Annotated in this window: 23 protein-coding genes and 2 pseudogenes; 17 read left to right on the top strand and 8 right to left on the bottom strand. The window is 56.3% G+C overall.

Features of this window, described 5'->3' with window-relative positions; genetic code table 11:
- Together AO277_RS24445 and AO277_RS24440 are read left to right on the top strand one after the other, a co-directional pair.
- Positions 1–777, top strand: a 777-nt coding sequence (locus AO277_RS24445) for a fimbrial protein (protein ID WP_099259143.1), incomplete at its 5' end; no start/stop codon positions are given.
- Positions 778–870: 93 nt separating this feature from the next.
- Positions 871–1095: a hypothetical protein gene (locus AO277_RS24440; protein WP_002552338.1), complete on the top strand. Its 225-nt coding sequence runs from the start codon at positions 871–873 to the stop codon at positions 1093–1095.
- A gap of 18 nt (positions 1096–1113) precedes the next feature.
- Here AO277_RS24440 and AO277_RS24435 read toward each other — a convergent pair whose 3' ends face one another.
- From AO277_RS24435 to AO277_RS24425, 3 genes are all read right to left on the bottom strand, one after another.
- Entirely contained in the window at positions 1114–1869 is a 756-nt protein-coding gene (locus AO277_RS24435; protein WP_044319009.1) for a YkgJ family cysteine cluster protein, read from the bottom strand.
- A 116-nt stretch (positions 1870–1985) separates the two neighbouring features.
- Positions 1986–2447, bottom strand: a complete 462-nt coding sequence (locus AO277_RS24430) for a GNAT family N-acetyltransferase (protein ID WP_031595610.1) — start codon at positions 2445–2447, stop codon at positions 1986–1988.
- Between the two features lie 65 nt (positions 2448–2512).
- The gene (locus AO277_RS24425) at positions 2513–3409 is read right to left on the bottom strand and encodes a chemotaxis protein (RefSeq protein WP_004656074.1); all 897 of its coding nucleotides are present in this window, start codon (positions 3407–3409) and stop codon (positions 2513–2515) included.
- A gap of 611 nt (positions 3410–4020) precedes the next feature.
- Here AO277_RS24425 and AO277_RS24420 point away from each other — a divergent pair.
- The 9 genes from AO277_RS24420 to AO277_RS24375 all read left to right on the top strand — a co-directional run bounded on the left by AO277_RS24420 (position 4021) and on the right by AO277_RS24375 (position 12806).
- Positions 4021–4530: a disulfide bond formation protein B gene (locus AO277_RS24420; protein WP_044319010.1), complete on the top strand. Its 510-nt coding sequence runs from the start codon at positions 4021–4023 to the stop codon at positions 4528–4530.
- Positions 4531–4994: 464 nt separating this feature from the next.
- Entirely contained in the window at positions 4995–5936 is a 942-nt protein-coding gene (gene cyoA, locus AO277_RS24410; RefSeq protein WP_004656081.1) for a ubiquinol oxidase subunit II, read from the top strand.
- Positions 5937–5939: 3 nt separating this feature from the next.
- The gene (cyoB, locus tag AO277_RS24405) at positions 5940–7952 is read left to right on the top strand and encodes a cytochrome o ubiquinol oxidase subunit I (RefSeq protein WP_044319011.1); all 2013 of its coding nucleotides are present in this window, start codon (positions 5940–5942) and stop codon (positions 7950–7952) included.
- 3 nt (positions 7953–7955) lie between these two features.
- A complete protein-coding gene (cyoC, locus tag AO277_RS24400) occupies positions 7956–8588 on the top strand; it encodes a cytochrome o ubiquinol oxidase subunit III (protein ID WP_044319012.1) in 633 nt (210 codons plus the stop codon).
- Entirely contained in the window at positions 8588–8920 is a 333-nt protein-coding gene (gene cyoD, locus AO277_RS24395; protein WP_002552345.1) for a cytochrome o ubiquinol oxidase subunit IV, read from the top strand. The genes cyoC and cyoD overlap by 1 nt, the downstream gene beginning before the upstream one ends.
- Before the next feature lie 10 nt (positions 8921–8930).
- Positions 8931–9818, top strand: coding sequence for a heme o synthase (gene cyoE / locus AO277_RS24390; RefSeq protein WP_044319013.1), 888 nt, complete (start codon positions 8931–8933; stop codon positions 9816–9818).
- A gap of 252 nt (positions 9819–10070) precedes the next feature.
- Positions 10071–10955 carry a glycosyltransferase family 2 protein gene (locus AO277_RS24385; RefSeq protein ID WP_031595613.1) on the top strand — a complete coding sequence of 295 codons (885 nt, stop codon included), beginning with the start codon at positions 10071–10073 and terminating at the stop codon, positions 10953–10955.
- A 41-nt stretch (positions 10956–10996) separates the two neighbouring features.
- A complete protein-coding gene (locus AO277_RS24380) occupies positions 10997–11641 on the top strand; it encodes a CatB-related O-acetyltransferase (protein WP_044319014.1) in 645 nt (214 codons plus the stop codon).
- 145 nt (positions 11642–11786) lie between these two features.
- Positions 11787–12806 (top strand): branched-chain amino acid aminotransferase, encoded by a 1020-nt coding sequence (locus tag AO277_RS24375; protein ID WP_044319015.1) that lies wholly within the window; start codon positions 11787–11789, stop codon positions 12804–12806.
- Positions 12807–12862: 56 nt separating this feature from the next.
- Here the strand turns inward: AO277_RS24375 and AO277_RS24370 are convergent, their stop codons facing one another.
- From AO277_RS24370 to AO277_RS24360, 3 genes are all read right to left on the bottom strand, one after another.
- The gene (locus AO277_RS24370; RefSeq protein WP_044319016.1) at positions 12863–13855 is read right to left on the bottom strand and encodes a hypothetical protein; all 993 of its coding nucleotides are present in this window, start codon (positions 13853–13855) and stop codon (positions 12863–12865) included.
- A 149-nt stretch (positions 13856–14004) separates the two neighbouring features.
- The gene (locus AO277_RS24365) at positions 14005–15657 is read right to left on the bottom strand and encodes a methyl-accepting chemotaxis protein (protein WP_080899264.1); all 1653 of its coding nucleotides are present in this window, start codon (positions 15655–15657) and stop codon (positions 14005–14007) included.
- Positions 15658–15777: 120 nt separating this feature from the next.
- Entirely contained in the window at positions 15778–16569 is a 792-nt protein-coding gene (locus tag AO277_RS24360; RefSeq protein ID WP_002552352.1) for a transporter substrate-binding domain-containing protein, read from the bottom strand.
- 145 nt (positions 16570–16714) lie between these two features.
- Between AO277_RS24360 and AO277_RS24355 the strand changes: the two genes are divergently transcribed.
- The 3 genes from AO277_RS24355 (at position 16715) to sodC (ending at position 18850) form a co-directional block, all read left to right on the top strand.
- On the top strand, positions 16715–17023 hold the full coding sequence (locus AO277_RS24355) for an ArsR/SmtB family transcription factor (RefSeq protein WP_016980457.1): 309 nt from the start codon (positions 16715–16717) through the stop codon (positions 17021–17023).
- A gap of 63 nt (positions 17024–17086) precedes the next feature.
- The gene (locus AO277_RS24350; protein WP_002552354.1) at positions 17087–18097 is read left to right on the top strand and encodes a zinc-dependent alcohol dehydrogenase family protein; all 1011 of its coding nucleotides are present in this window, start codon (positions 17087–17089) and stop codon (positions 18095–18097) included.
- A 234-nt stretch (positions 18098–18331) separates the two neighbouring features.
- On the top strand, positions 18332–18850 hold the full coding sequence (sodC, locus tag AO277_RS24345; RefSeq protein WP_044319018.1) for a superoxide dismutase family protein: 519 nt from the start codon (positions 18332–18334) through the stop codon (positions 18848–18850).
- 104 nt (positions 18851–18954) lie between these two features.
- Here sodC and AO277_RS24340 read toward each other — a convergent pair.
- A pseudogene (locus AO277_RS24340) lies at positions 18955–20189 on the bottom strand (DUF1835 domain-containing protein).
- 331 nt (positions 20190–20520) lie between these two features.
- On the opposite strand from AO277_RS24340, the gene AO277_RS24335 reads away from it, so the two are divergent.
- The 3 genes and pseudogenes from AO277_RS24335 (at position 20521) to AO277_RS24325 (ending at position 24009) form a co-directional block, all read left to right on the top strand.
- Positions 20521–22260 (top strand): dipeptidase, encoded by a 1740-nt coding sequence (locus AO277_RS24335; protein ID WP_044319019.1) that lies wholly within the window; start codon positions 20521–20523, stop codon positions 22258–22260.
- Between the two features lie 144 nt (positions 22261–22404).
- Entirely contained in the window at positions 22405–22977 is a 573-nt protein-coding gene (locus AO277_RS24330) for a cupin domain-containing protein (RefSeq protein WP_044319020.1), read from the top strand.
- An 18-nt stretch (positions 22978–22995) separates the two neighbouring features.
- A pseudogene (locus AO277_RS24325) lies at positions 22996–24009 on the top strand (SMP-30/gluconolactonase/LRE family protein).
- 68 nt (positions 24010–24077) lie between these two features.
- Here AO277_RS24325 and AO277_RS24320 read toward each other — a convergent pair.
- Positions 24078–25310 carry a sensor domain-containing diguanylate cyclase gene (locus AO277_RS24320; RefSeq protein ID WP_099259141.1) on the bottom strand — a complete coding sequence of 411 codons (1233 nt, stop codon included), beginning with the start codon at positions 25308–25310 and terminating at the stop codon, positions 24078–24080.
- Positions 25311–25674: the final 364 nt, after the last annotated feature.

Genomic DNA, 25674 nt, shown 5'->3' with positions numbered 1-25674 from the left:
TTCGGTAGTTTTTTCATCGCTCCATCCTCTCAAAGGTTGGAGTCTCCGAGAAACCCGGGGCGGTTCAGTATCCGCGCTGGCATGACACTTCAGGGTACCGATCATCTGCAAGGCAGTGGACGGGTCAGTACCGGGAGTTACCTGCCTGTCTGCCATGAAGGCGATAGCAATATCGAAAATTGTCCAAAGGTGCGCTTCAATCTGGCGTTTTCCGTGTTTATTCAGAAGTTCGGCGCAACACCACCCTCTGGCGTGGCAAGTGATCTGCTGGATTACCGGTTTTTTCAACTGGGTGGTGCGACGGACTCCAGCCGGGTGCCGGGGCGCAGCCTCAGTTACGTGATCAACAACCTGCGGGGGCTGCGGTTCGTGGCCTGCGACGCCGACCTGCAAGTGCTCCCGGAAACCGTGGAGTTCGGCGACGTTGCCATACACGAGGTGACTATTGGCAAGGTGATCGCCACACAGACATTTTCTCTGCTGACCAGCCGCACGTGCGATTCGCCTTTCAGCATTGATGCGCGTTTCAGGCCGGTGACAGGCAATCTGTCCGGCGAACTGCTCGTTCCCTCCGGCAATGACTCGCTGGGGATTCGTATTGCCAGCGCTGTCAGTGGCCAGCCATTACGTTACAACGAGCCGTTCCATCTGGCAGAACTGCTGGGTGAAACCAACGCTGCCAGCGCTGACTTCAATGCGCAGTTGCTGTGGAATTCCAATACACCGACGCCGGGACCTTTCAATGCCGAGATCATGGTCGATCTGTTCTACAAATGACGGCGACAGGAGGCTCGGGCGGTTACGCGGCGATTGATGTATGCTGCGCGACCGCGGGCATGTGCCCGGCCAATTCGACTTTCTGGTGACACCATGACCACTCCTGAACAACCCCCTGTTCAAGACGCCGCAGCCGACTCCGTCGCAGACACTGAAAAGAAGGCTGTCATTGCGCCTTTCAGCTTTCCGTTCAAGCCTTCGGAGTTTGCTCAGGCCAAAAAGGAACCCGCATGGCATCAGAAAGCCAACAAGCATGGCCATCACAAGACCCCTGGCGTAGCCCCGGCGGGCACGCGCAGATCGATGGGCAAGCGCTGATCGCGTGAGTAATCCTGTTCAGGCTGCCTGCAAGGGTATGAACAGGTAGGAAACCGGCTCCCGATCCGTAACGTAGGCACCCTCCTGTTGCAGGGTGTCCAGAACCTGCTTTCCCGCCACATGAAATTCCCAGTGCGAGTCATTGGGTTGCATATCCTGCGCACGGTTTGCGACCTCCGCGATGGCGGTCGCAAATGCGTTCATGTCTGGCAGATACGCGACGAAGCCGTTGCCCTTGAGGGCGGTGGTGCGTATGCCCAGTTTCTGGCAGATCAACTGTTTGGTCTCTATCTCATCCCGATCGGCCTGACGGGATTGTTCGATCAAGTCCATCAACTGCGTATCAACCAGCTTGTCGCCAATGATCAGGTCGGGGCCCTGCTCCCAGGACTCTGGCGGGCAGCCCTTGGTTTCGGGGCGCAAGGGAATGTGCGGATTGATTTCCATCGGATAGATCCGGCACACCAGCGGCCTGCGCTCGTAAATGCGACACAGGTTTTTCTCGTCAAGATTACGGCAACGCCCAACGTTGTAGGCCGCGAAGGTGATCGCCACAAAGGCTGTGGTGCTGCCGCTGTTCACCTGCGTCGAGCGACGGCTGGCATGGGTCAGTTGGGTCTCGGACACGCCATAGCCATTGCTTAGAAACGCTTCGGTCAAGACAATCACGTTGCCGCCGTCTGCCGCCCATTGCGCGGCTTCGCCGAGCGTGAGAGGCACGTGGTGGTCGGTGCAGCAACCGCCGCAACCCACACAGGAAAACTTGGTGTCCATTGTCTCGATGACCCTTTCAGAGCTGCGCGCCGAGCGACAACAATTGGTCACTCTCCCGGCTGATGCAGCTCGAGAAGCAAGTTGTGCGCCAGTCGCTGGTTGAGTCAACGGGCCCGTCAGGCTTCGGGGATATCGAAACGTTTCAGGTAGGACATCCCTGATTTCTCGTAAAGACGCCGTGCCTTGAGGTTGTTTTCCATGACGTGAAGATCGACCGCTGCTTCGCCACACTTACTCAAATGGGCGAACAGGTGGTTGAGCAGAGCGGAACCGATCCCGCTATGTCGCACATCGGGATGCACGACCAGGTCTTTGATGAATGCGCTGGTCCAGCAGACGATCACGCCCACCACTGTTTCGTCGAGCATGGCCAGAAAGCACCGCGACGTGTCGAATTCAGGGTCTTGTTCGAAGGCAGCTCGCCAGTGCGGATAATCCGGCACACTGCCTGTCGCGCTGGCATGACCCAATTTCAGCAGGCGGTGAACCTCTGGGGCTTGCTCAAGGGTGAAAGGTCGCGGCAGGACGCGCGGTGGCCAGACCGCGGATGGTACTGGCAAGGCGAGAGTCCGACGCATCAGCCAGTAGTGTCCGGCAGATGCATCGGTCAGGTTCGGACGTTGCGTCGGTGCGCGCTCCGGGATCAGAGCCCTTGGGCGACCACCGTACGTGCGGCCTCGATCAGGCATTTGGTCAGCTCGGGTGACGAGAACTTGGTCAGCACAGCGTTGGCACCGGCGATCTGCGACTTCTCGCTGTTCATCGCGCTGTCGAGCGAGGTGTGCAAGAGGATATACAGATCGCTGAAGTCGGGCGTGTCGCGAAGAGTACGGGTGAGCGCGTAGCCATCCATCTCCGACATCTCGATGTCGGAAACCACCACGTTGATCTGCCGATCAGTACCTTGAAGATCCAGCAGAACGTCGATGGCTTCCTTGGCACTGCGCGCCGTGTGGCATTCGATGCCCAGATTGCGCAAGGTGATGATCGACTGCTGCAGGGCAACCTGGCTGTCATCGACGACCAGAATTCGCGCCTTGCTGAGCATTTCGGCATCCTCTTTGGCCAGCTCCGTCGACTGCACGACGATTTGCGCCGGAGCAATACCGTGAATCACTTTTTCGATATCCAGAACCTGTACCAGCACGCCATCGACCTGAGTGACCCCGGTGATGAACGATTTGCTGCTCGACCCATAGGGTGGAGGACGGATATCGGTGGTCAGGCAGTGCACAATCTTGCTCACGGCCTGAACGTGCAGGCCCTGTTTGGAGCGGCTGACGTCGGTAACGATCAGGCAGCCACCGTCGGGATCGGCCAGAGGGCGCTCACCGATTGCACGACTCAGGTCAATGACCGACAGTGATGAGCCGCGCAACGTGGCGATACCTTTGACGTGCGGGTGCGATTCGGGAAGATGGGTCAGGGGAGGGCAGGGAATGATCTCACTGACCTTGAGCAGGTTGATCGCCATCAGCTTGCCGCTGCGCAACGTGAAGAGGAGCAGCGAAAGTGAATCTGCTCGGACGTTCTTGGACATATGAACCTTCTGGCTGTAGGTGTTTCGTCGCCTGGAAGCGGCAAACAACTTTCTATGACAGGTTATCGACCTGCGACGAGCAGGCTTGAGGATTTTTAACGGACGGCTGGCCGCGCCGCTCGCTGGTCCTTGAAAGTTGTTTCAACACGTAACGGCAGCCGGCATGAGCTGCCAGTGCAAGCGTGAATAGTGGCAGTCTGGCTCCGGTCCAGTCAAACCGGGCGAGATGCGGCACACTGTCGCTCTGCGCATTCCGACAGTCAGCGTCGCAGGTTCGTACGCGACTGTGCTTTGACATCAGCATGCCCTGCGGCAAAATACCGCAGCTATATATAGAAGAGGTGGTGCGACATAGTGACGCACCCTCTATATATAGAAGCGTTTTTCATCCAGCCCTTGGCGAAGACCGCCTGGTTGATCGCACAGGCACTGCTCAGACCATCCAGCGGGCAAATGTGCCCGTATAGCTGGCGAGCGCTTGAGTTGCAGAATCAGACAGATGATCATCGCGCACGCTTCGGTACGGTCGGGCCGTGCACTTCTGTTTCAGGCTTCGCCCTTACATTGCAGGGCGTTGACCAACCACCTCATCAGTTCAGTAAGGTATGTGAATGAGCGACAACACGTTGTACCTGGGACGCGAAAAGCGCTTTCTGGTTTTGCTGGGGATTATCTGCCTGGCTCTGATCGGCGGTGCCCTGTACATGCAGATCGTGCTGGGCGAGGCGCCTTGCCCGCTATGCATCCTGCAGCGCTACGCACTGCTGTTCATCGCCATTTTTGCGTTCATCGGCGCTGCCATGTCCGGACGTCGCGGCGTTACGGTGTGTGAAACGCTGGTCACCCTCAGCGCATTGGGCGGAATTGCCGCGGCCGGTCGGCATGTATGGATACTTGCCCATCCGTCCGACAGTTGCGGTATCGACGTCCTGCAACCGATCGTTGATGGCCTGCCATTGGCTACACTGTTCCCAACAGGGTTTCAGGTCAGCGGTTTCTGTACGACGCCGTATCCGCCGGTCCTCGGATTATCACTCGCGCAATGGGCGCTGGCAGCGTTTGTCCTGACTGCAGTTCTGGTACCGGCGTGCATCATTCGTAACCGCCGCAAACCTTTCTAAATACAGGGGCTTTCGAGAAAAAAGCCCAGTGATTACGGGGCTTTTTTTGGGTGAAATGACGTTTTTGGAGGGTGATTGTTACGAATTGAGAGAATAACTGTTACAAAATTAGGCATAGTCATTAAAAATTTACGTATCTACAATCCCCACCACTTGTCGTCCAGCCTGGCTGAACGATCAGCATTTTGAGGCTTGGAGCGTCCCCTGTGCACTCTGAACAGGCAGCGCAACGCTTGCCTCTGAGGGCGTATGATGGCCGCGTCGAAAGCGTCTGCCCGATATTTTGGGCAGTTCCAGCAACTCAAAAAACAAGAATCCATAGCTAAACCCGGACTTGTCTATATGCCGCTGTGCGTACTGGCAGGCCCTTGTTCAATTCAAAAAAATTAGCCGGCACTGGCAGGGCGAAGTGTTGGCGGTCGAAACCCAACTGCACCGCGCAAGCTGCTTTTAGAGGTCGTGAAATGAGTAAAAAAAGGTACCCCAGGTTTTTTGGCTTCTTGGCCCTTTTCTGTATGCTTTTGCTCAGTGGATGCGATGGCGTACCTCTGCTCGATCCAAAAGGGCAGGTGGGTATCGAGCAGCGGAACCTGATCGTAATCGCTACGTTGCTGATGCTGATTGTCGTGATCCCGGTCATTCTGATGACCCTGATCTTCGCATGGAAGTATCGCGCTTCGAACAAGGCCGCCAAGTACACGCCGGACTGGTCCCACTCCACCAAGATCGAAATCGCAGTCTGGGGCGTACCCATGCTGCTGCTGGTCTTCCTGGGGTACATCACTTACGTCTCTACTCACTCGCTGGACCCTTACCGTCCGCTTGAGTCGGACGTGAAGCCGATCACCATTCAGGCGATCTCGGTCGACTGGAAGTGGGTATTCGTCTATCCGGACTACGGCATCGCCACGGTCAACAAGATCGTGTTCCCGGCCAAGACCCCGATCAATTTCCAGGTTACCTCGGACAGCGTGATGAACTCCTTTTTCATCCCTGGTCTGGGCGGTCAGATCTACGCAATGGCGGGCATGCACACCAAGCTGCACCTGATTGCCAACGAAAATCACGAATTCAACGGTATTTCGGCCAACTACAGTGGCGCGGGCTTTACCGGTATGAAGTTCAAGGCTATCGCCACCAGCCAGGCTGATTTCGACAGCTGGGTCAGCGAAGTCAAGAGCTCACCTAAAAAGCTTGGCACGGCCGAATACGCCGAGTTGATCAAGCCGAGCGAACGCAACCCTGTCGAACTCTTTTCCTCGGTCACCCCGAACCTGTTCCAGATCGTCATCGACAAGTATGAAGGTATGAATCCAGGCAAGAAGGTTGTTGCTGGTGAGAAGGAAGTGGCCGGTGACGCTGGTGCGGAAAAAGGCAAAAATTCAGCTGCTGGGGCAGAGGAGTAAACGATGTTTGGCAAATTAAGTCTGGAAGCGGTGCCGTTCCACGAGCCGATAGTCATGGTGACACTTGCCATGATCGCGCTCGGCGGCATTGCGGTTGTCGGGTTGATCACCTATTTCCGCAAGTGGACGTACTTGTGGTCTGAATGGCTGACCTCTGTCGACCACAAGAAAATCGGCGTGATGTACATCGTCGTTGCCATGGTCATGCTGCTGCGCGGTTTTGCCGACGCCATCATGATGCGTACCCAACTGGCGATGGCCCAGAACGGTTCCGAAGGGTTCCTTCCGCCTGAGCACTATGACCAGATCTTCACCGCTCACGGTGTGATCATGATCATCTTCATGGCGATGCCGTTCTTCACAGGTCTGATGAACATCGTTCTGCCTCTGCAGATCGGCGCTCGCGACGTGGCGTTCCCGTTCCTGAACTCCCTGAGCTTCTGGCTGCTGGTCGCAGGTATGCTGCTGATCAACATCTCCCTGGGTGTCGGTGAATTCGCCAAGACCGGCTGGGTTGCGTATCCACCTCTTTCCGGGTTGCAATACAGTCCTGGCGTAGGGGTTGACTACTACATCTGGGCGCTACAGTTATCCGGGTTAGGTACGACGCTGACGGGGGTCAACTTCCTCGTGACCGTTCTGAAGATGCGTACCCCTGGCATGAAACTGATGGACATGCCGATCTTCACCTGGACCTGCACCTGGGCAAACATCCTGATCGTGGCTTCGTTCCCGATCCTGACCGCTACCCTGGCGTTCCTGACCCTTGACCGTTACCTGGACTTCCACATTTTCACGAACGAAATGGGCGGCAACCCCATGATGTACGTGAACCTGTTCTGGGCGTGGGGTCACCCTGAGGTGTACATCCTGATCCTGCCGGCTTTCGGCGTGTTCTCGGAAGTTATCTCCACGTTCTCCGGCAAGCGTCTGTTCGGCCACAAGTCGATGATCTTCGCCTCCGGTGCGATCTGTATCCTGGGCTTCATGGTCTGGCTGCACCACTTCTTCACGATGGGTGCGGGTGCCAACGTCAACGCCTTCTTCGGCCTGGCGACGATGCTTATCGCGATCCCGACGGGTGTGAAGCTATTCAACTGGCTGTTCACCATGTATCAAGGGCGTCTGCGCTTTACCGCGCCAGTACTCTGGACCCTGGGCTTCATGGTCACCTTCTCGATCGGCGGTATGACCGGCGTTCTGTTGGCGATTCCAGGTGCTGACTTCGTACTGCACAACAGCCTGTTCGTAATCGCTCACTTCCACAACGTCATCATCGGCGGTGCGGTATTCGGTTACATCGCCGGCTTCGCGTTCTGGTTCCCTAAAGCGTTCGGCTTCACCCTGAACGAGAAGTGGGGCAAGGCAGCGTTCTGGTTCTGGATCGTCGGCTTCTTCGTCGCGTTCATGCCGCTTTACGCGCTGGGCTTCCTGGGCATGACCCGTCGTCTGAACGCTACCGACATGCCAGAGTGGAACATCTACCTGGACGTCGCGCTGTTCGGTGCCGTGCTGATCGCCATGGGTATAGCTTCGCAGCTGATCCAGCTGTTCGTGAGTATCCGTGACCGCGACAACAACCGCGATCTGACCGGTGACCCATGGAATGGCCATACCCTGGAGTGGTCCACTTCTTCGCCACCGCCGTTCTACAACTTTGCCGAACTGCCAAAAGCTGACGACATCGACGCGTTCACCGATGCAAAACGTGCCGGCACCGCTTACAAGGTTCCTGCCCGCTACTCGGCGATCCACATGCCTAACAACACTGCAACCGGCCTGTACATGGGTATGTTGCTGACGGTCTTCGGCTTCGCATTCATCTGGCACATCTGGTGGCTGGTAGGCGCAAGCCTGGTGGCGACCATTGCAGTCTTCGTTGCTCACGCTGTCCGTGACGACCAGGGTAATATGGTGCCGGCTGAAGATGTAGCGCGTATTGAAGGTGAGCATCACAAGGTCCTGGCGGCCAACGGTGCATACACTCCTGTCAAGTCCTCGCTGGAACAGGTTTAAACAATGTCAAATATTGCAATCAACTCCGGAGCCCACGATCACGGTCACGACCATGATCATGGGCATGACGATCACCACGACAGCGGTGGCATGACGGTCTACGGCTTCTGGCTGTACCTGATGACTGACTGCGTGTTGTTCGCCTCGTTCTTCGCGGTGTACGCCGTGATGGTCAACAGTGTCGCGGGTGGCCCGTCGGGCCAGGACATCTTCCTGCTGCCATTCGTGGCTGTGGAAACCGCGTTCCTGCTGGTCAGTAGTATCACCTACGGCTTCGCCATGCTGGCGTTGTACAAGGGCAAGAAAAGCGAGGTTCTTGGCTGGCTGGCCCTGACCTTCCTGTGTGGTGCTGCGTTTATCGGTATGGAAATCTATGAATTCCATCACCTGATCCACGAAGGCTACGGTCCGAGCCGCAGCGGCTTCCTGTCAGCGTTCTTCGCGCTGGTAGGCCTGCACGGCGCACACGTGACCAGCGGTCTGATCTGGATGGCGATCATGATGTTCCAGGTCCAGAAAAAGGGCCTGACCAACACCAACAAGACTCGCCTGAGCTGCCTCAGCCTGTTCTGGCACTTCCTGGACGTTGTCTGGATCGGCGTGTTCACCGTTGTCTATCTGATGGGAGCTTTGTAATGTCAAATTCGCATCACTCCGCTGAAGACAATAGTCACGGCTCAGTGAAGTCGTACATCATCGGTTTCGTACTGTCGATCATCCTGACCGCCATTCCGTTTGCCCTGGTGATGTCGCCGTCGCTGCCGAAGGACATGACGATTGCAATCGTTCTGGTCTTCGCGATCATCCAGATCCTGGTGCACCTGCATTACTTCCTGCACCTGGATTTCACGAGCGTGCAGCGCAACAACGTGATGGCCTTCGCCTTTACCACGATGGTTATCGTCCTGCTGGTTGGCCTGTCGCTGTGGATCATTTTCAGCGTCCACCGCGAAATGATGGCGCATTGAGGAATACCAGATGTCACTGAAGCACTTTATCCAAATCACCAAGCCGGGGATCATTTTCGGTAACGTGCTTTCGGTGGCAGGTGGCTTTTTTCTGGCTTCCAAGGGAAATATCGACTTCGGCGTCTTCCTCGCTGCAGTAATCGGTACTTCCCTGGTCGTTGCGTCTGGTTGCGTGTTCAATAACTGCATCGATCGCGATATCGATCAGCGTATGGAAAGGACCCGTAACCGGGTCCTGGTGCAGGGCCTGGTTTCATTGAAACTGGCGCTGCTCTACGCAACCATACTCGGCGTTGCGGGCGTTGCCCTGCTGTACACCGAGGCCAACCCGTTGGCTGCCTTGTTTGCGGTCATTGGGTTTGTGATCTATGTCGGCCTTTACAGCCTGTACCTGAAACGCAGATCGGTTCACGGCACGCTTGTGGGCAGTCTCTCGGGGGCCATGCCTCCAGTGATCGGCTACTGCGCAGTGACCAACAGCTTCGACTTTGCGGCCCTGACGCTACTGGTGATGTTCAGCCTGTGGCAGATGCCGCATTCATATGCGATCGCCATCTTCCGTTTCAATGACTATCGTGCGGCGAAAATTCCGGTACTGCCGGTCAAGCGCGGCATTCTGGTCACCAAGCGCCACATCATGCTCTACATTCTGGCGTTCCTCGTGGCGACCCTGATGTTGACCGTAGGTGGTTATGCGGGCCTCAACTACCTGGCTGTTGCAGCAGGCATGGGGATGTACTGGTTGTACATGGCCTGGAAGGGTTACAAAGCCGTTGACGATACTGTCTGGGCTCGCAAGCTGTTCGTGTTTTCTATCTTCACCATCACTGCCTTGAGCGTGATGATGTCGGTGGACTTTCAGGTGACAAAAGAATTGTTGGTGACCTACGCCCTCTGATTTTCACCTGATGCACAAACCGAAACCCCGTTCTGCGAAGAACGGGGTTTTTTTTCGGATACAATCTACACTTGATGAATGTTCGGCGGTGGCAGCATTTTTTGCGGTCGGATATGCCTCGTTATAGGGCGTTTGTGACCTTCCATAGAAAAAACGGGCTGTTTACCGCATGATGTGCGTTTTCGAACGCCTGTTATGGATAACCCGTTTCCCGAGCCCGTCAGGGCCGATAATGATTATGGCTATTACCCCATGATGCCCTCAGAAAGTCAGAGCCTCACGCCTCAACCCCTGGTCTCGATCGTCGCCCCTTGCTATAACGCCGAGCGCTTCCTTGAAGCTGCCCTTCAGAGCATCTTTGCTCAGGACTACGGTAATTTTGAAGTCATCATCGTTGACGATGGTTCGACCGACAACAGCATCGCGATGCTTGAGTCATTGCAGGCGCGTTACCCGTTCCAGCTCTATCGCCAAGCCAACCAGGGGGTCAGTGCCGCTCTCAATCATGGCCTGCGACATGCGAAAGGCGTCTATCTGTCCACACCGGACCTCGATGACATCATGCTCCCGTTTTCGCTGCGTATCCGTGCGCAGTATCTCGACGAGTACCCCGAAGTCGGCTGCGTAGGCGCACTGATCAGCTACATGGACTGCGACGGCAACACGATCAAATGCCAATCGCGCGACTATATCGAACGGCTGACATTCGACGACGTGTTGCGCGGTGCGGTCGTTGTCGGGGCGCCGGTGGCCCTGTATCGGATGCAGGCCATGCGCGACGCGAACGGCTACGATCCGGAGATAAAGGTTCAGGATTTCCAGGCCACGCTGAGAATTGCCCGCCTGGGCTATGAAATGCATGTGATCCCCGAAGTCGTGACACGCTATCGACGTCACCCCAACAACCTTTCACGCAAGTACAAGGTGCTGCTTGAGGCTGATCTCAAAAGTATCGAGCCCTACCGTGAGCATCCCGAATATCAGAGTGGCCGCACTCAAGTCGTCAACAAGGCATTGAAATACGCCGCTGTCGCGGATAAGCGATACGCCTGGAAACTACTGCTCTCTATCCCGTTTAAATATGCCGATCGTACAACCTGGCGGCGTTGCAAGCGTTTAATTTTCAGCTACCGGTAGCGCGGTGAGGCTGTTTGAAATGGAATTTATTCAAGGTAACCATGAAAATCATCGAGCTTCTGAAGGCAAGGAAAGTGCGCAGGCAACTGCGCAAAATGGACAAGCTGGAACGGCATGCCGAAAAAATCAGGTTGAAGTATCCGCGTGCGGTGGTAGGGGTGGGTACTTACGGGGTGCCGGAGATTGTCGATTTTGGTGATGACGCAATACTGAGGGTAGGTGCTTACACCTCGATTGCCGAGGGGGTGAAGATCCTGCTGGGCGGCGAACACCGCACCGACTGGATCACGACTTATCCGTTTCCGGCGATGGCCGAGCAAGTGGCGGATATCAAGGATTACGCTCCCAGCAAAGGCGATGTCGTGATTGGCAGTGACTGCTGGATATGCGCCAACGCTGTCATTGTTTCGGGCGTTAACATCGGCCACGGTGCAATCGTTGCCGCTGGTGCGATGGTTGTCAGGGATGTGGCCCCCTATTCGGTTGTGGGGGGCAACCCCTGCAAGTTCATCCGCTGGCGTTTTGAAGAGTATGTTCGCGACCTGTTGTTACAAACTGCCTGGTGGGACTGGCCGATGGAGGAGGTCAAGGCCGTAGCGCGAACGTTGTGCAGTTCTGACATGGATGCCTTTCTCGGCTACGTTCGCCAGCGTCAGGCATCGGCAACGCAGTCGGCCATTGGTTAGGACTCAGTTGATGACTGGGTGTGGACGTGCGTCAGAAATGCCATGTCGGTTTGCATTTATTTCGAGCCTCAGGGCCTGAATGATCTGGCAGAATAAGGCATTGGCCTGACTCGTCCAGGCAGTCGCTAAAATGATAGAGGGCGTTATGAGTCAAGAAAGCATCAACTGGGACACTCTGGGTTTCGATTACATCAAGACTGACAAGCGCTACCTTTCTCATTGGCGCGACGGCGCCTGGGATCAGGGGTCGCTGACCGAGGACAACACGCTGCATATCAGCGAGGGTTCGACCGCGCTGCATTATGGTCAGCAGTGCTTCGAAGGTCTCAAGGCCTATCGCTGCAAGGATGGCTCGATCAATCTTTTCCGTCCCGATCAGAACGCGCAGCGCATGCAGCGCAGTTGTTCTCGTCTGTTGATGCCTCATGTACCGACTGATGTGTTCATCGAGGCTTGCAAACAGGTCGTCAAGGCCAACGAACGTTTCATTCCGCCATATGGTTCAGGCGGCGCGTTGTATCTGCGCCCGTTCGTGATTGGTGTGGGTGACAACATCGGCGTACGTACGGCCCCGGAGTTCATCTTTTCGATCTTCTGCATCCCGGTGGGCGCCTATTTCAAGGGCGGCCTGAAGCCAAACAATTTCGTGATTTCCGGGTATGACCGCGCTGCGCCCAATGGCACCGGGGCTGCCAAGGTTGGTGGCAACTATGCCGCCAGCCTGATGCCCGGCTCTGAAGCCAAGAAACACAGTTTTGCCGATTGCATCTATCTCGACCCGCAGACCCATTCCAAGATCGAGGAAGTGGGTTCGGCAAACTTCTTTGCCATCACCAATGATGATGTGTTCCTGACGCCGAAATCACCGTCGGTGCTGCCGGGCATCACCCGCCTGTCGTTGATCGAACTGGCAAAATCCCGTCTTGGCCTGACGGTCGAGGAGGGCGATGTATTCATCGACCAGCTCGACACCTTCAAGGAAGCGGGCGCTTGCGGTACGGCTGCGGTGATCACCCCGATTGGCGGGATTTCCTACAAGGACAAGCTGCATGTGTTCTACAGCCAGACCGAAGTCGGTCCGGTCACTCAGCGTCTGTACAAGGAATTGACCGGCGTGCAATCCGGTGACATCGAGGCGCCAGTCGGCTGGATCGTCAAAGCCTGATAGCTTGACCTGTATCGTTCCAGCGCCATGCGCTGGGACGATCACTGGATGCATGCTCAAGGTGCAGCGGCTTTCCCTTCCTCGACTAGGTCTTTCGCTGGGCCCAACACAATCGCCAGATGCCGCAAGTCATCGACTTCCAGGCCATAACTCTTGCCCGATGGACTTTGCGTGACCGTTCCCAGTGCATATACCGTGAAGAACTTCACGTCATCCGCGTGGCTTAACAACTCACTGATATAGCGGCTTGAACGGTAGGCCTGCATTTGCGCGGGCGATACGTAAAGCGTTACCAGTTTGCCGTCGATACGGTCAAAAAACCTGAACTTGAACCCCAGCCCGTAACGTTGCTCAATCAACCCTCCACCAAATAGCACACGGCCGTTGTCACCCGTTTGCGCGTACTTGATATGGCGAAAATACCCGCGTAGCGACACTTCGCCCTGACCGGGAATTCTCAGTTTCAACAGCTTGAAATCGTCCAGTGACAACTCGGCCTTGGCCTGTCGATAGCTGTCTACCAGGCGCTCCAGGTTGTTGGTGCGGGTTTCGCTGTAGCGGGCGGCCTTGGGTGACGCGGGTTCGGTCAAAGGCTGGCTGACGATGGGCTGCAGATTGCCTGCACCGGCTTTTTCTTCCCCGGACTTCTCTTTGACCGGTGCTTTGAGCGTCGGGTCGAATATGTCGATGTAGTCATCCAGCTTGCGCTTGGCCTGGCGCACACGCGTCTGAGCATCTGTTTCTTCGACACGAACGTCCGGCTTTTCGTCTGCGCTCTCATCCACCCACTCACACTCCGGATGGTGATCGTAGTGCGGGTTGGCGCGGAAGTGCGCAGCAACGAAGGTTGGATTGTCCTGTGGTTTCACGTCATAGCGAACCCCGGTCACCTTTGCCCCCATCGCCCTGCAAGCCTCATTCGAGCAGAGAAACTCGAAGCGTTTGCGTGGCGGCTCCTGAGAGAAGTATTCGCGTCGGGCAGCCGCGATTGACAGCTCTTGCTGCAACTCGACACAGAATGCGCGTGTGATAGGTTTGCCGGGCTTCATGCGTGTAGTCCTTGTTCGTCCAGAACACCACGCTATTTCAGGCGCAACGGGCTTGCAACAGAATATGTACGCAGACGCGGATATAGGCCGGCCAGGTCCGGAATTTGCGCACCCTGCGCGCTGTAGCAGCGCACAGAGTGTGCCTCGCATCAGGACAGACGGAAGCGCCCGACGATATTGTTCAGGTCCAGAGCCAGCGTCGACAATTCACGGCTCGCGCTGCTGGTCTGCTGTGCACCTGATGAAGATTGCGCAGACAGGTCACGAATGTTCACCAGATTGCGGTCCACTTCCCGCGCAACGTGTGCCTGTTGTTGTGCGGCGCTGGCGATGACCAGATTGAGGTCGTTGATTTCACTGACTGCTGTACTGATGACGCTCAGAGAATCATTGGCACCCTCGGCGATACTGAGCGCGTCGCTGGCCAGTTCCGTGTTGCCGCGCATGGAGCTCACCGCCCGATCAGTGCCGTTCTGAATATTGCTGACCAGGCGCTCGATTTCGCTGGTTGATTGCTGAGTGCGGTGCGCCAAGGCACGCACTTCATCCGCCACCACAGCAAATCCGCGTCCGGCTTCACCCGCTCGCGCTGCCTCAATAGCAGCGTTGAGGGCCAGCAGGTTGGTTTGCTCGGCGAGACCACGGATCACATCCAGAACCTTGCCGATGTCGCGCGACTGATCAGCCAGCTCGCCAATTAGCACGGCTGTTTTCTGTACGTCGGTGCTCATGGTATTGATTGCGCTGACGGTCTTCTTAACCAGCCCCAGACCTGCTTGTGCTGCGCTGGTCGCGTTGCTTGAAGAGCGTGCGGTGTGTTTGGCATTACGCGCCACTTCTTCTACCGCACTGGTCATTTCATTGACGGCAGTCGCGGCCTGGTCAATCTCGTTGTTCTGTCGCTGGATGCCCTGAACCCCGTCTTCAGTGATGGCGGTCATCTCTTCAGCAGCGGCAGCCAGCTGGGTCGCTGAGTTTGAAATCTGTTGCAGGGTGTCCCGCAGTTGAGTCTGCATGGCAACCACGGCAGCGGCGACGCTGGTGTTGTCATTGGCATTGACCTTGATAGTACTGCTCAGATCGCCTCTGGCGATGGTGCGGGTAATGGTGGCCACCGTATCCGGTTCGCCACCTATGGCTGCCAGAATGCTGCGTATGGTCAGTAGTGTCACCACGACACCCAGCACCGCAATCAAAAGTGTGGCGGTGATGGACAGGTTGTTGGTCCGGGTAGCACTTGCTTCCTGAGCATCAAAGCGCTCGCCTGCCTTCTGTTTGCCTTGCTCGCGCAGGGTTTGCAGGGTTTTGAAGACCTGCTCGGCGAAGGGTTTGACCTCGGTGCGATTGATGTTGGTGGCGGCGGCGATATCACCCGTCTGGATAACGCTCGTCTGGTGCCGCATACCATCACGCAACTTAGTGTAGTCGCGCTGCAACTGCTGGGTCAGCGTGACATCCAGCGTTTCAGCGGTGTTCTTGCCGAGCAGAACGGTCAGCTCATCAAGCTTGGCAAAAGCGGCCTCGTTCTCGTTTTTCCAGCCCGCAGTCTGCTCCGGATTGCCGATGGCGATCATGCGCAGGATATTGATGTCCACACGGGTCAGTGCACCGTCGATATTGTTCACGGCCTCGGTGGCCAGAAAATCCCGGTTGTACAAAGCGTCGACATTCTCAGTGGATGTCTTGAGTGTATGGATCATGAAAAACGACAAAGCGATAAACGCAACGATGATGGCGAAGGTCGAGGCCATCAATCGTTGTTTTATATTGAAACCGCCATGAGGCGCTTGAGTTCGGGACATGAAAGTTCCTCTTTAGGGTTTGTTCGCCTGCTGAATCGGGACCTTGCGAATGCATCGCTGGCCATCAACTATCGGCGTCTCGAACTCAAGCTTTAGGTGTAGTGGCTAAATGATACTTTTTTACAGTTGCGTAGGCACTGCCAGCCATTCCCCGAGCGCCTGCTGATACTCGCCAGTGGCCTTGCTCAAATGCAGCCATTGGTCAACGTAGCTTTTCCAGGTCACATCATCGCGGGGCAACAGGTAGGCCTTTTCGCCGTATTGCATGTACGCGGTCGGGTTGACCGCACACAAGCCAGGCATACGTTTCTGCTGATAAAGCGCTTCGGAGGCATCGGTGATCATCACGTCAGCCTTCTTGTCCAGCAGTTCCTGGAAGATGGTCTTGTTGTCGTGAAATGCCAGAGACGCCTTCGGCAGATGAGCGCGCGCGAAGGCTTCATTGGTGCCGCCAGCAGGTTCTATCAAGCGCACCGAGGGCTGATTGATCTGCTCGACCGTCTCGTACATGGCCTTGTCTTCACAGCGCACCAGGGGAATCTTGCCATCGACATCAAGCGTATTGCTGAAGAAGGCTTTCTTCTGGCGTTCCAGGCTGACCGAGATGCCGCCCATGCCTATGTCGCATTTGCCGGCAACCATGTCCGGCATCAGGTTTTTCCAGGTGGTAGGCACCCACCGCACGTTAACTCCCAGGCTCTTGGCCAGCGAGCGTGCCATGGTGATATCGATGCCTTCGTATTCACCGTCTTCGCGCAGCAGGGTATAGGGCTTGTAATCGCCAGTCGTGCAGACTGCCAACTGGCCGGCTTGCAGAACCTTGTCCAGATGCGAGGTGGATTCCTGAGCCTGAGCCATGCCTGTCATGCCCAGCAGCAGGGCGGTGAATGCGCTGTATTTAAGGTTCATCATGAGTCTGAGTGCTCTCAGCCGTGCAGTCGGTTTTGTTGGAGTCGACAGATTGCTTCATTTGTCAGGCCGATGTGAAGCTGTAATGAAATAGGCGTTCAGATGTACGGGCATAAATCAGGGGTTGAACATTTCGTAAAAAAGCGTAATGTTGTGCCCCATGATTCTTGAGCAAATCAAAGCGGTCGGCAATGACACTCGCATGTTGATCATGGAGTGGCTGAAAAACCCGCAAGCCCATTTCCCTCCACAGGACCACGGTGATCCGGCGATAGGCGTGTGCGTCTCGCACATTCAGGCCAAGGCCAGTCTGTCGGCTTCCACCGCGTCTGCGCACCTGGCGATTCTGCAACGCGCCGGGCTGGTTCAGGCAACAAGGATCGGCAAATGGACTTATTTTCGCCGCGACGAGCTAGCCATCGACCGGTTTGCCGATCGGCTCAAGAAAGAACTATGACCCTTTAGCGTTACTTAAACATTTCGTCATTTTGCGTAATGTTGAATTGATAGGAGATTGACCATGAGCAATACAACCATCTACGTGCAGGCTGGCGGCGGCTACGATCAGGTCAGTGTTGGCGAAAGCGAAGTACTGGCACCGAAAGCCGGTGAGATCACTGTGCGTCTGCACGCAAATTCGCTCAACTATCACGACTTCGCAGTCGTCACCGGCATGTGGGCACCGACTGAAAAACGCATTCCCATGGCCGATGGCGCAGGCGTGGTAACCGCAGTAGGCGAGGGCGTCAGCGAGTTCGCTGTCGGCGACTCTGTCGTCAGCACGTTCTTCCCTGAGTGGATCAGCGGCGAGCCGCTGGTTGAAGGTTTCGTCACTGTGCCGGGCGACGGCGTTGACGGTTATGCCCGCGAGCAAGTGACTGCCCGTGCCACCTCATTCACCCACGCGCCACTGGGTTATACTCATGCCGAAGCGTCCACGCTGACCACCGCAGGCTTGACCGCGTGGCGCGCGCTGATGGTCGATGATGCGTTGAAAGCTGGTGATACCGTTCTGGTGCAGGGCACTGGCGGTGTATCGATTTTCGCGTTGCAGTTCGCCAAGATGGTGGGTGCGACCGTTATCGCGACGTCGTCGAGTGATGAAAAGCTGGAGCGTCTGAAAGCCATGGGCGCCGACCACCTGATCAACTACCGCAAGGACAGCAACTGGGGCGAGACGGCCCGCAAGCTGACTGGCGGCCGTGGTGTTGATCACATCATCGACGTGGGCGGCCCCTCGACATTGCAGCACTCCATGACAGCCGCACGGGTCGCTGGACATATCTCGGTCATCGGCATTCTGAGCGGTGTCGCCGGTCAGCTGGAATTCGTCCCGGCACTGGTCAAGCAACTGCGCATGCAGGGTGTATTGGTGGGTAGCCGCACCCAGCAGCAGGACATGATCCGCGCCATTGATGCCAATGGCATGCGTCCGGTCATGGATCGCTCCTTCCCGATGACCGACATTGTCGAGGCGTTCCGTTATCAGGAAACCAATCAGCATTTCGGCAAGATCTGCCTGGATATCTGAGTGGCGCCCCTGCGCCCATAGCTGAGCGCAAGTCAACGTCGCTGGTCTGCCAACTTTGGTGATGGCAGGCCAGTCGAGACGTTTTGCATAACTTTCCCCGGTCATCTTTTTGCATCAAGTGCGTTGGTCTGTGGTCACACCCTCTGTGACATCAAGGACGTTGCGTGGCATGCCGCTTCACGCTGCCCGTCGCGACGTTCAATCCGATTACCAGATCAGGGACGCATTGAAATCATGAAACCTCATCTTTGGCTAGGCCTGCTTGGCGTTTTCTCCCTCAGTGTCCAGGCTGCATCGCTGGACGTTCCCATCAATCTGGTCAGCGCTGACGGCGCGCCCAAACCTGTTGGCAACGTGACGGTGAGCGAAACACAGTACGGCTTGCTGTTTACCCCGAATCTGAAAGACTTGCCTGAGGGCATTCACGGTTTTCACGTACATGAAAATGGCAGCTGCGACGCCGGTACGAAGGACGGCAAGAAGGTCGCTGCGCTGGCCGCAGGCGGTCACTTTGACCCGGCCAAGACCGGCAAGCATCTGGGGCCTTACGCTGATGGCCATCTAGGCGATCTGCCTGCGTTGTACGTTAACGCCGACGGCACTGCAAACTATCCGGTACTGGCACCACGGTTGAAGAAAATCTCCGAAATCAAAGGCCATGCGCTGATGGTTCATGCGGGCGGCGACAACCATTCCGACCACCCTGCACCCTTGGGCGGTGGCGGTGATCGTGCAGCCTGTGGCGTGATCTGATGCGCCGTGCCTGTGTCCGGTTCGGGTGCAGGCACCTCTTGGATATTTTCGCGACCGATCAGCATCACCAGCGTTACAACTGGCCGTCAGTGCGTTCCTGAGAGTCAGGCGCGCCATAGGGGTCGCAAGTGGTTATCTATCATCCAGTGAGGTTGTCCGGGCTGAATACAGACGCCGCCAACCCAGCGCGCTTGATGGCAGTAGTTGGGCCAATAGGCTTTTGCGGCCAATACTTGCTGTCCCAGCGGGGTTAGCCTGAGCGAGCGGCGAGGCCATTCAAGTTGGGGGTCTGATTCGATCAGTAGCGCGGTCGGAGAATCAATCAAGGGGCGCATCATCGCGTGAAACATCATGTTGCCCAGAAACGGTAACGGCTCGCGCTTGTCCGTCAGCTCAGCAAACACTTGGCCGAAGGTCATTGACCCGGCTTCGCTGATGCACTGCAACGACAGGCGCTCGGTGAGTGACAAGCCGTCTTCGACGCCTGGTAATTCCTGTAGCTGACGTAACAGGGCCGGGGCAAGGCAGGGCAATGATGGTTGCGCGGTGTGGGCCAGTTCGGCGAGGGCAACCGGCGAGGCGTTGCAGTAAGCCGCCCATGTCTGGCGGGCCAGATGCAGCATTTCTTTGGTCACCGCCTTGTGCTGCGGCCACAGCCAGGCAAGCAGGTCGGGCGCCAGTTGGCCAATGCCGATGAAGCGCTGGACGCCTGGAATCTGGCTCACCTGAATAATTTCAAGCCTGGCAGGCAGCTGCTCAAGGGTTGACAGCGTCCTGATCAGGAAAAGCTGATCGTAGGCATCTGCCTCGCACCACAGCACGCAGTGATCGGCACTGCTCATTTGCTGCAGGTCGGTGTATTCATCATCAAACCGGCGTGCGACATCCGTAAGGCTCAGCCCGAATGCCTGGCTGATGTACTGACTGCGCGCTGCCTGATATGCCTTTTCAGGCACAGCCTGAACCGGCCCCATGCACAAAGGGTCTGTCAGCATCTTGAACGAGCCTTTGAAGCCCGCGAGCTTAAGCGTATGGGCAATGTCGCTGCCGCATCGCCAATGCACGGTTTGCGCTTCGTCGCTTGCTTCGAAATCCGGATTCCGGGCTGCGAAGTCGACTGCATCGACATGGGCCTTTAGCCTGGGCCAGCTGCTGAAGCCCAATTGCCTCGCGATCAGCCATTGGCATCAGATAAGGTCGGCGCCGTTTTGTCGAGCAGGATGAGCTGATCAGGTGCAGTGCCGTCTTTCATCCGCAGCAGAAGCTCTTTGGCACGCTTACGCTGCTGTTCGAGGTTGATACGGCCGTGATGGGACGAGGACGTTTTATTGCTGGGCATACGATCTCCTTGCAAAAACCTTGTCCGCTTGAAGGTCGGGAGTCGTAGTGACGGAATATCGAATCAGAATCCTGGGCGCAGCCCTTTCCGCGGTAGGTGGCGTAGATGGCGCCACGCCGGAATATAGGTAATCGGATGGGTGATTGCAACTCGGTCAGGTTGTATTGATCACGTGTGTTTCAAGGCACATTGATCATTCGAGCCCTTTAAGGCATTGCCTCATTTCAAAGCGGGGATTCTCGCATCATTGCTCATGGTGTAAGTTTGAAATCTTACTGATCAAGTGGTCAGAATTTTTGCGTGCTGTACCTGCCAAGGAATGCCCTGAACAATGAACCTTTCACTCAAGCAACTGGCCGCAACCGCGCTGATAATGGCCAGCCTTTCGTCCTTCACCTGCGTGGCGAATGCCAACGTCACTGCACAACAGAGCACGATCATTCTCAAGACTTTCAATGAGAAATCGGTCACGGATTTCAGGCAGTTTCTGAAAAGTCTGTCCGGCACTGATGGTGTCAAAGCTGCTGATTTTGGCCCGGCCATCAACACCTTTCTCGACAACAAAACACTTTTCGACGCACAACGGAACGACATTCATCGCCTGCTCGGTCTGTATACCCGGTTGAAGTATGGCAATGCGGCAACCGACACATTGCGTGAGCTGGTCGCCATTCCAACCGCCCGTGTTGACGGCGTTGCCCAGCATGAAAACCCGGAGTTCATCAAGATCGCCAACGCGATCAAAGGCCTTGCCGAACGCTTCGATCTGAAGTTTCGCAACGTCGATAACCGTGTTTATGAAGTCTCGCTCGACGGGGTGGGCGATGAAGTCGTGGGCATTCACGTCCATGCCGATGTTGTACCGGTCACGCCGGAAAACTGGGTGTTGCCGGACGGCACGCGGCTCGATCCGTTCAAGGTTACATTGATTGGTGATCGCCTGTATGGGCGTGGCACCGAAGACGATAAGAATGGCATTGTCGTGGCGCTCTATGCCATGAAGGTCATCAAGGAAGAAAAGCTGCCGCTGGCCAGAAACTTCAAGTTGCTGATCGATACAACTGAAGAGACCACGGGTGACGCAATCCCCTACTATTTTGAGCGCAACCCGACGCCTGGTTACAACCTGGCGCTGGATGGCAGCTACCCGGTTGTCATCGCGGAAAAAGGTTATGGGACGGTCATGGCCAGTTTCGCGCGACGCAACGCTGACGGCGAGGGTGCTGAAATCGTTTCGATGACCGGAGGTGCGGCCACCAACCAGATTCCATCGAAATCGGTCGCTACTCTGTTAACCGACAAGCCTGCGCAACTGGCTGCCAGCCTGCAACAGGCCGGTGCGGATTACGTGAAAAGCAATGGCGGCAATTTCGCGGTCGATGCCAGCGTCGACGGCAATGACGTCAAGCTGACAGTGACGGGTGTTTCCGCGCACTCATCGGCGCCCCAGTCTGGAGTCAACCCGGTTGCGAGGATGCTTGACTTCATCAACAGCCTTCAAGGCAAGGTCGCGCTCAGACATAATCAGATTACTGACGCTGCTCGCTATGCAGCCGACAACTGGGGCCTTGATTATCTGGGCAACAAGTTGGGCGTTGGTTTCTCCGACGAGTTCATGGGGCCGCTGACCGCTTCTCTTACCTATGTCGCGATGGATGAAACAGCGTTCAAACTTGCGGTCAACTTGCGCGTGCCCAAGGGCAGGTCTCCGGAAGAGCTCAAATCCGAAATCTCCGAAAAACTTGCAGCGTGGAGCGTGAAAACCGGCATCAAGCCTGCGTTCGACTATTCCATTGCCAAGCCGATGTACCGCAATCCAGAGGGCGAATGGGTCAGGGCGCTGCTTGCGGTTGCCAGCGAAAATCTGGGTATGGAACATGCGTTCGGCACCTCGGCTGGCGCGACGTCGGTACATGAACTGCCCAATGGCGTGCAGTTCGGTCTGGCGAGGCCCGAAGTCAAATATACCGGCCACACGGACAACGAGTTCAAGACGACCGGACAGTTTCTGCTGGACCTGCAGATCGTTACCGAAATGATGGCGCGCATCGGTCAGTTACCGAAACTCTGATTTAACGTCCGGGCCTGTCAGGGCAGGTCCGGTTTCGATGAGTGATTGTTTGATCGCGCGTTATTACGCGACTGGCCTAGTGATTGGTAGTGGCACAGCGACGTTGTCTTCCCACCCAGTGTTCTCGCGAACAAGGATTTACCCATGAAAACGCTCTTTGCATTTGCACTGACCTTTGCTGCCGTTTGTGCGGCAAGCAGTAGCGTCAATGCGGCGGTACTGTCTGTACCCGCAAACTCTCAAGAAAGTACCACCAGCAACGGCAAGCTTCAGCCCCCCGTCAAGTACGCCACTGTCTGGGCTGACGAGACAGGGGCCACTCATGTCGAGCATTGCCGTATCGAGGGGCTGGAATTCAAAAGTTACGCGCCACCTGCCGAGCCTCAGTGGATCGGAGTATCGCCCGACGAAGTAGAAAGTATTGCCTACGCGGTACTGCCGCCGGGGTACGTCGGCAGTTGGCACCATGCGCCGGGCCCTCAGTGGGTGATCACCTTACAGGGTCAGTGGCCTGTGGAGACCACCGATGGCACGGTATTGGTTCAGGGCCCCGGGGAAATGCAGTTCAATGCCGACAGCAGCTCCAAAGCAAGGCCTGGCGACAACAGGGTTGGGCATCTGACTCGTACCGTGGGTGATCAGCCCAACGTTCAGCTCATCGTGAAACTCAAGCCGGATGCTGCCGCCAAACGTTCTTCTGGCCGATGTGCCTACTGATCAATTGGGGCGAAATGCATGAATCGAGTCTTCCGTCATCCAGGCAAGAAAACCACTTCGCTCGTGTTGGCGGGCGCGCTTCTCGCCGCAGGCGCAGTGGTGGCTTCAGACGCGTCGCCAGTCACGGTGGTTGCCAGTAATCCGCGGTTTGCTGCACTCATCCAGCCCGGCGCGCAGGCACAAGTGCTTACCGCCGATGCGCAGTGGGCGGAAGGCCCTTTGTGTTTGACCGACGGTCGGTTGATCTGGAGTGATGTGAAGGCGAACAAGGTCATGAGCTGGAAAGAGCATGACGGCGTCACTGTATGGCTCGACCCCGCCCATTATCAGAACGGGCATGCTCTGGATGCCGAAGGCCGAGTCATCGCCGCATCCCATGGCGAACGCGCAATAGTACGACAGGAGGCGGATGGTCAATGGCGCACAGTGGTCGACGGTACGAGGGCAAGCGTTTGAACAGCCCGAATGACGTCGTGGTCGATAAGCGCGGTGGTATCTGGTTCAGTGATCCAACCTTCGGCCGTGTTGAACAAGGCTGAAAGTTATGGCGGCAAACCGGAGCAGGGCGGCGAGTATGTATACCGCTACGATCCGGAACAAAACCAACTGGTAAGGTTGAATACCCCGGGACTTCATTCGCCGAACGGTCTTGCGTTTTCACCCGATCAAAGCTTGCTGTATGTCGCCGACTCGCAACTGGCGCATGATTTCAAGAATCCGAAACTGGCACACAGCATCCGGGTGTATCAGGTGCGCGACGGGGCGCTGAGTAACGGCAAGGTGTTTGCCGAGATTGCCCCCGGCATCCCTGACGGACTCAAGGTCGACGCGCAGGGCAACGTCTGGAGCAGCAGCAAAGAGGGCATTCAGGTGTTCTCTGCCAGCGGCGAGTTGCTGGGGAAAATAAAGGTGACGGCGAAAGACACCGGCAATCTTGCATTCTGTTCTACCGGTTCACAACACTGGATTTACATCACCGCTGCCAACAAGGTGTTGAGAATACCCGCTCTTGTTGGTGGTAGTCGGCCGTAAAGCGTCCGTCACGGTGAGATACCAATAGCGCCGTACGGTATTCCTGAAGACTCCGCTCGTAGCCAACCTCAATAAATCGTGTCGTCTGCCTGTGCGATATCGACACGGTTGCGGCCCAGGCGCTTGGCCTGATAGAGCGCTTTGTCTGCACGCTGAATCAGGCTTGCCGCTGTTTCTCCCGGGCTGAGTTGCGCAACTCCCAGAGAAATAGTCACTGAGCCTGTATTCGGTATCAACAGACCCTCAACGCCCTCGCGAATGCGATCGGCCAATTCAGCGGCATGATCCAGTGAGCTATCGGGCACGAGTATCAGAAACTCTTCTCCTCCCCATCGAGCCGCGACATCCTGCAGGCGGATCCGTTGTTTAAGGATGACTGCAACGCTGGTCAATACCCTGTCGCCAGCAGGGTGGCCGTATCGGTCATTGACCGATTTGAAATGATCGATGTCGCCGATGATAAGANGGGTGTGTTCCGCCGCCCTTCGGTTGTTCAGCCCGGTCAGCGGGTCGCTGTGAGCAATCTCCAGCAACTTCTGTTCACGGCCCAGCCGCGTGGTTACATCCTGGCTGATGCTGACGTAATGCGTGATGGTTCCTTCCAGGTTACACAGCGGGGAAATGCTGTGTTCTGCGTAGAACAGAGAGCCATCCTTGCGCTTGTTGATAAAGGTAGTACGAAAGGGCGTACCACTGGCCAGCGCTTCATTGAATTGCGCATAAAACATCTCATCATGTTTACCCGAGCTAAGCACTCGCGGGTTTTCGCCGATTATTTCCGACGCGCTGTAACCGGTGATGTGCTGAAAGGCCTCATTGGCAAAAACGATAGTGGCGTTGCAATCGGTAATCATGATCGGATCAAGCGCGGCGTTCAGCGCCTGAGCCAGCAAATGCTGTTCGCGCTCTGCTCGAATGCGCGGGCTGATGTTTTGCTGCACCGATACAAAGTTGCAAACCGCACCCGCATCGTCGCGCACCGGGGAAATTTTCCACTCGACGACATAGGGGCTTCCGTCCGCGCGGTAATTGACTGTCGACCCTTCGAAAAAGAGGCTTTCGCTCAAACACTGACGCATACGCTCGATCACCTGACCATCGGTGTCGGGTCCTTGCAGGATCCGTGGCGAAAGGCCGATCAATGCCTCTGCTGCGTAGCCGGTCATCGCGCAGAATGCCGGGTTGACATACACAATGAAAGGGCCGCCATTGGTCAGATTGGCATCGGTGATCAAAACGGCATTGAATGACTGCTCGACAACTGCTTCAAGCAAGGCCAGGCGCTGGCTGGATGAGGTCATCTGATGTCCTGTCGAGTGATCCGTTGAATTGATCGCGGCTCTGATCAGATGATGGGTGACGCGATGCCGGGCGGGTAGTAAGTGCAGTGAGTTGGACCGCAAGCACCAAGCCTTGTTGCACAGGCACTATACCCACATGACTAAAATGATTTATTGCGCGCGTGACGACGATATCCAGTGCACTGCCGGGCGTTTGCGACCGTGGGGCTGATAGGTACGCTGTTGTTGTGGCATTGGCTGGTGTGAAACGGGGTTGTCCGCATCGGTAAAATGGCTGCTTGTACGAGGAATGGGAGTATCAGTTTTTTTGTGTTCGGGCTGGTTAGGGCCTGCCGTCAGGCAGGCCCTTGTTTTACCAGCTCGG

Origin of the sequence: Pseudomonas amygdali, from assembly GCF_002699855.1 — a bacterium.
Lineage (GTDB): Bacteria > Pseudomonadota > Gammaproteobacteria > Pseudomonadales > Pseudomonadaceae > Aquipseudomonas > Aquipseudomonas amygdali.
This window is presented reverse-complemented; position numbering and strand designations above follow the sequence as displayed.

What these genes read in the sequence shown, in the direction of transcription:
- AO277_RS24440 (WP_002552338.1), top strand. Translation starts at nt 871, where the DNA reads ATGACCACTCCTGAACAACCCCCTGTTCAAGACGCCGCAGCCGACTCC.
- AO277_RS24435 (WP_044319009.1), bottom strand. Translation starts at nt 1,869, where the DNA reads ATGGACACCAAGTTTTCCTGTGTGGGTTGCGGCGGTTGCTGCACCGAC.
- AO277_RS24430 (WP_031595610.1), bottom strand. Translation starts at nt 2,447, where the DNA reads ATGCGTCGGACTCTCGCCTTGCCAGTACCATCCGCGGTCTGGCCACCG.
- AO277_RS24425 (WP_004656074.1), bottom strand. Translation starts at nt 3,409, where the DNA reads ATGTCCAAGAACGTCCGAGCAGATTCACTTTCGCTGCTCCTCTTCACG.
- AO277_RS24420 (WP_044319010.1), top strand. Translation starts at nt 4,021, where the DNA reads ATGAGCGACAACACGTTGTACCTGGGACGCGAAAAGCGCTTTCTGGTT.
- cyoA (WP_004656081.1), top strand. Translation starts at nt 4,995, where the DNA reads ATGAGTAAAAAAAGGTACCCCAGGTTTTTTGGCTTCTTGGCCCTTTTC.
- cyoB (WP_044319011.1), top strand. Translation starts at nt 5,940, where the DNA reads ATGTTTGGCAAATTAAGTCTGGAAGCGGTGCCGTTCCACGAGCCGATA.
- cyoC (WP_044319012.1), top strand. Translation starts at nt 7,956, where the DNA reads ATGTCAAATATTGCAATCAACTCCGGAGCCCACGATCACGGTCACGAC.
- cyoD (WP_002552345.1), top strand. Translation starts at nt 8,588, where the DNA reads ATGTCAAATTCGCATCACTCCGCTGAAGACAATAGTCACGGCTCAGTG.
- cyoE (WP_044319013.1), top strand. Translation starts at nt 8,931, where the DNA reads ATGTCACTGAAGCACTTTATCCAAATCACCAAGCCGGGGATCATTTTC.
- AO277_RS24385 (WP_031595613.1), top strand. Translation starts at nt 10,071, where the DNA reads ATGATGCCCTCAGAAAGTCAGAGCCTCACGCCTCAACCCCTGGTCTCG.
- AO277_RS24380 (WP_044319014.1), top strand. Translation starts at nt 10,997, where the DNA reads ATGAAAATCATCGAGCTTCTGAAGGCAAGGAAAGTGCGCAGGCAACTG.
- AO277_RS24375 (WP_044319015.1), top strand. Translation starts at nt 11,787, where the DNA reads ATGAGTCAAGAAAGCATCAACTGGGACACTCTGGGTTTCGATTACATC.
- AO277_RS24370 (WP_044319016.1), bottom strand. Translation starts at nt 13,855, where the DNA reads ATGAAGCCCGGCAAACCTATCACACGCGCATTCTGTGTCGAGTTGCAG.
- AO277_RS24365 (WP_080899264.1), bottom strand. Translation starts at nt 15,657, where the DNA reads ATGTCCCGAACTCAAGCGCCTCATGGCGGTTTCAATATAAAACAACGA.
- AO277_RS24360 (WP_002552352.1), bottom strand. Translation starts at nt 16,569, where the DNA reads ATGATGAACCTTAAATACAGCGCATTCACCGCCCTGCTGCTGGGCATG.
- AO277_RS24355 (WP_016980457.1), top strand. Translation starts at nt 16,715, where the DNA reads ATGTTGTGCCCCATGATTCTTGAGCAAATCAAAGCGGTCGGCAATGAC.
- AO277_RS24350 (WP_002552354.1), top strand. Translation starts at nt 17,087, where the DNA reads ATGAGCAATACAACCATCTACGTGCAGGCTGGCGGCGGCTACGATCAG.
- sodC (WP_044319018.1), top strand. Translation starts at nt 18,332, where the DNA reads ATGAAACCTCATCTTTGGCTAGGCCTGCTTGGCGTTTTCTCCCTCAGT.
- AO277_RS24335 (WP_044319019.1), top strand. Translation starts at nt 20,521, where the DNA reads ATGAACCTTTCACTCAAGCAACTGGCCGCAACCGCGCTGATAATGGCC.
- AO277_RS24330 (WP_044319020.1), top strand. Translation starts at nt 22,405, where the DNA reads ATGAAAACGCTCTTTGCATTTGCACTGACCTTTGCTGCCGTTTGTGCG.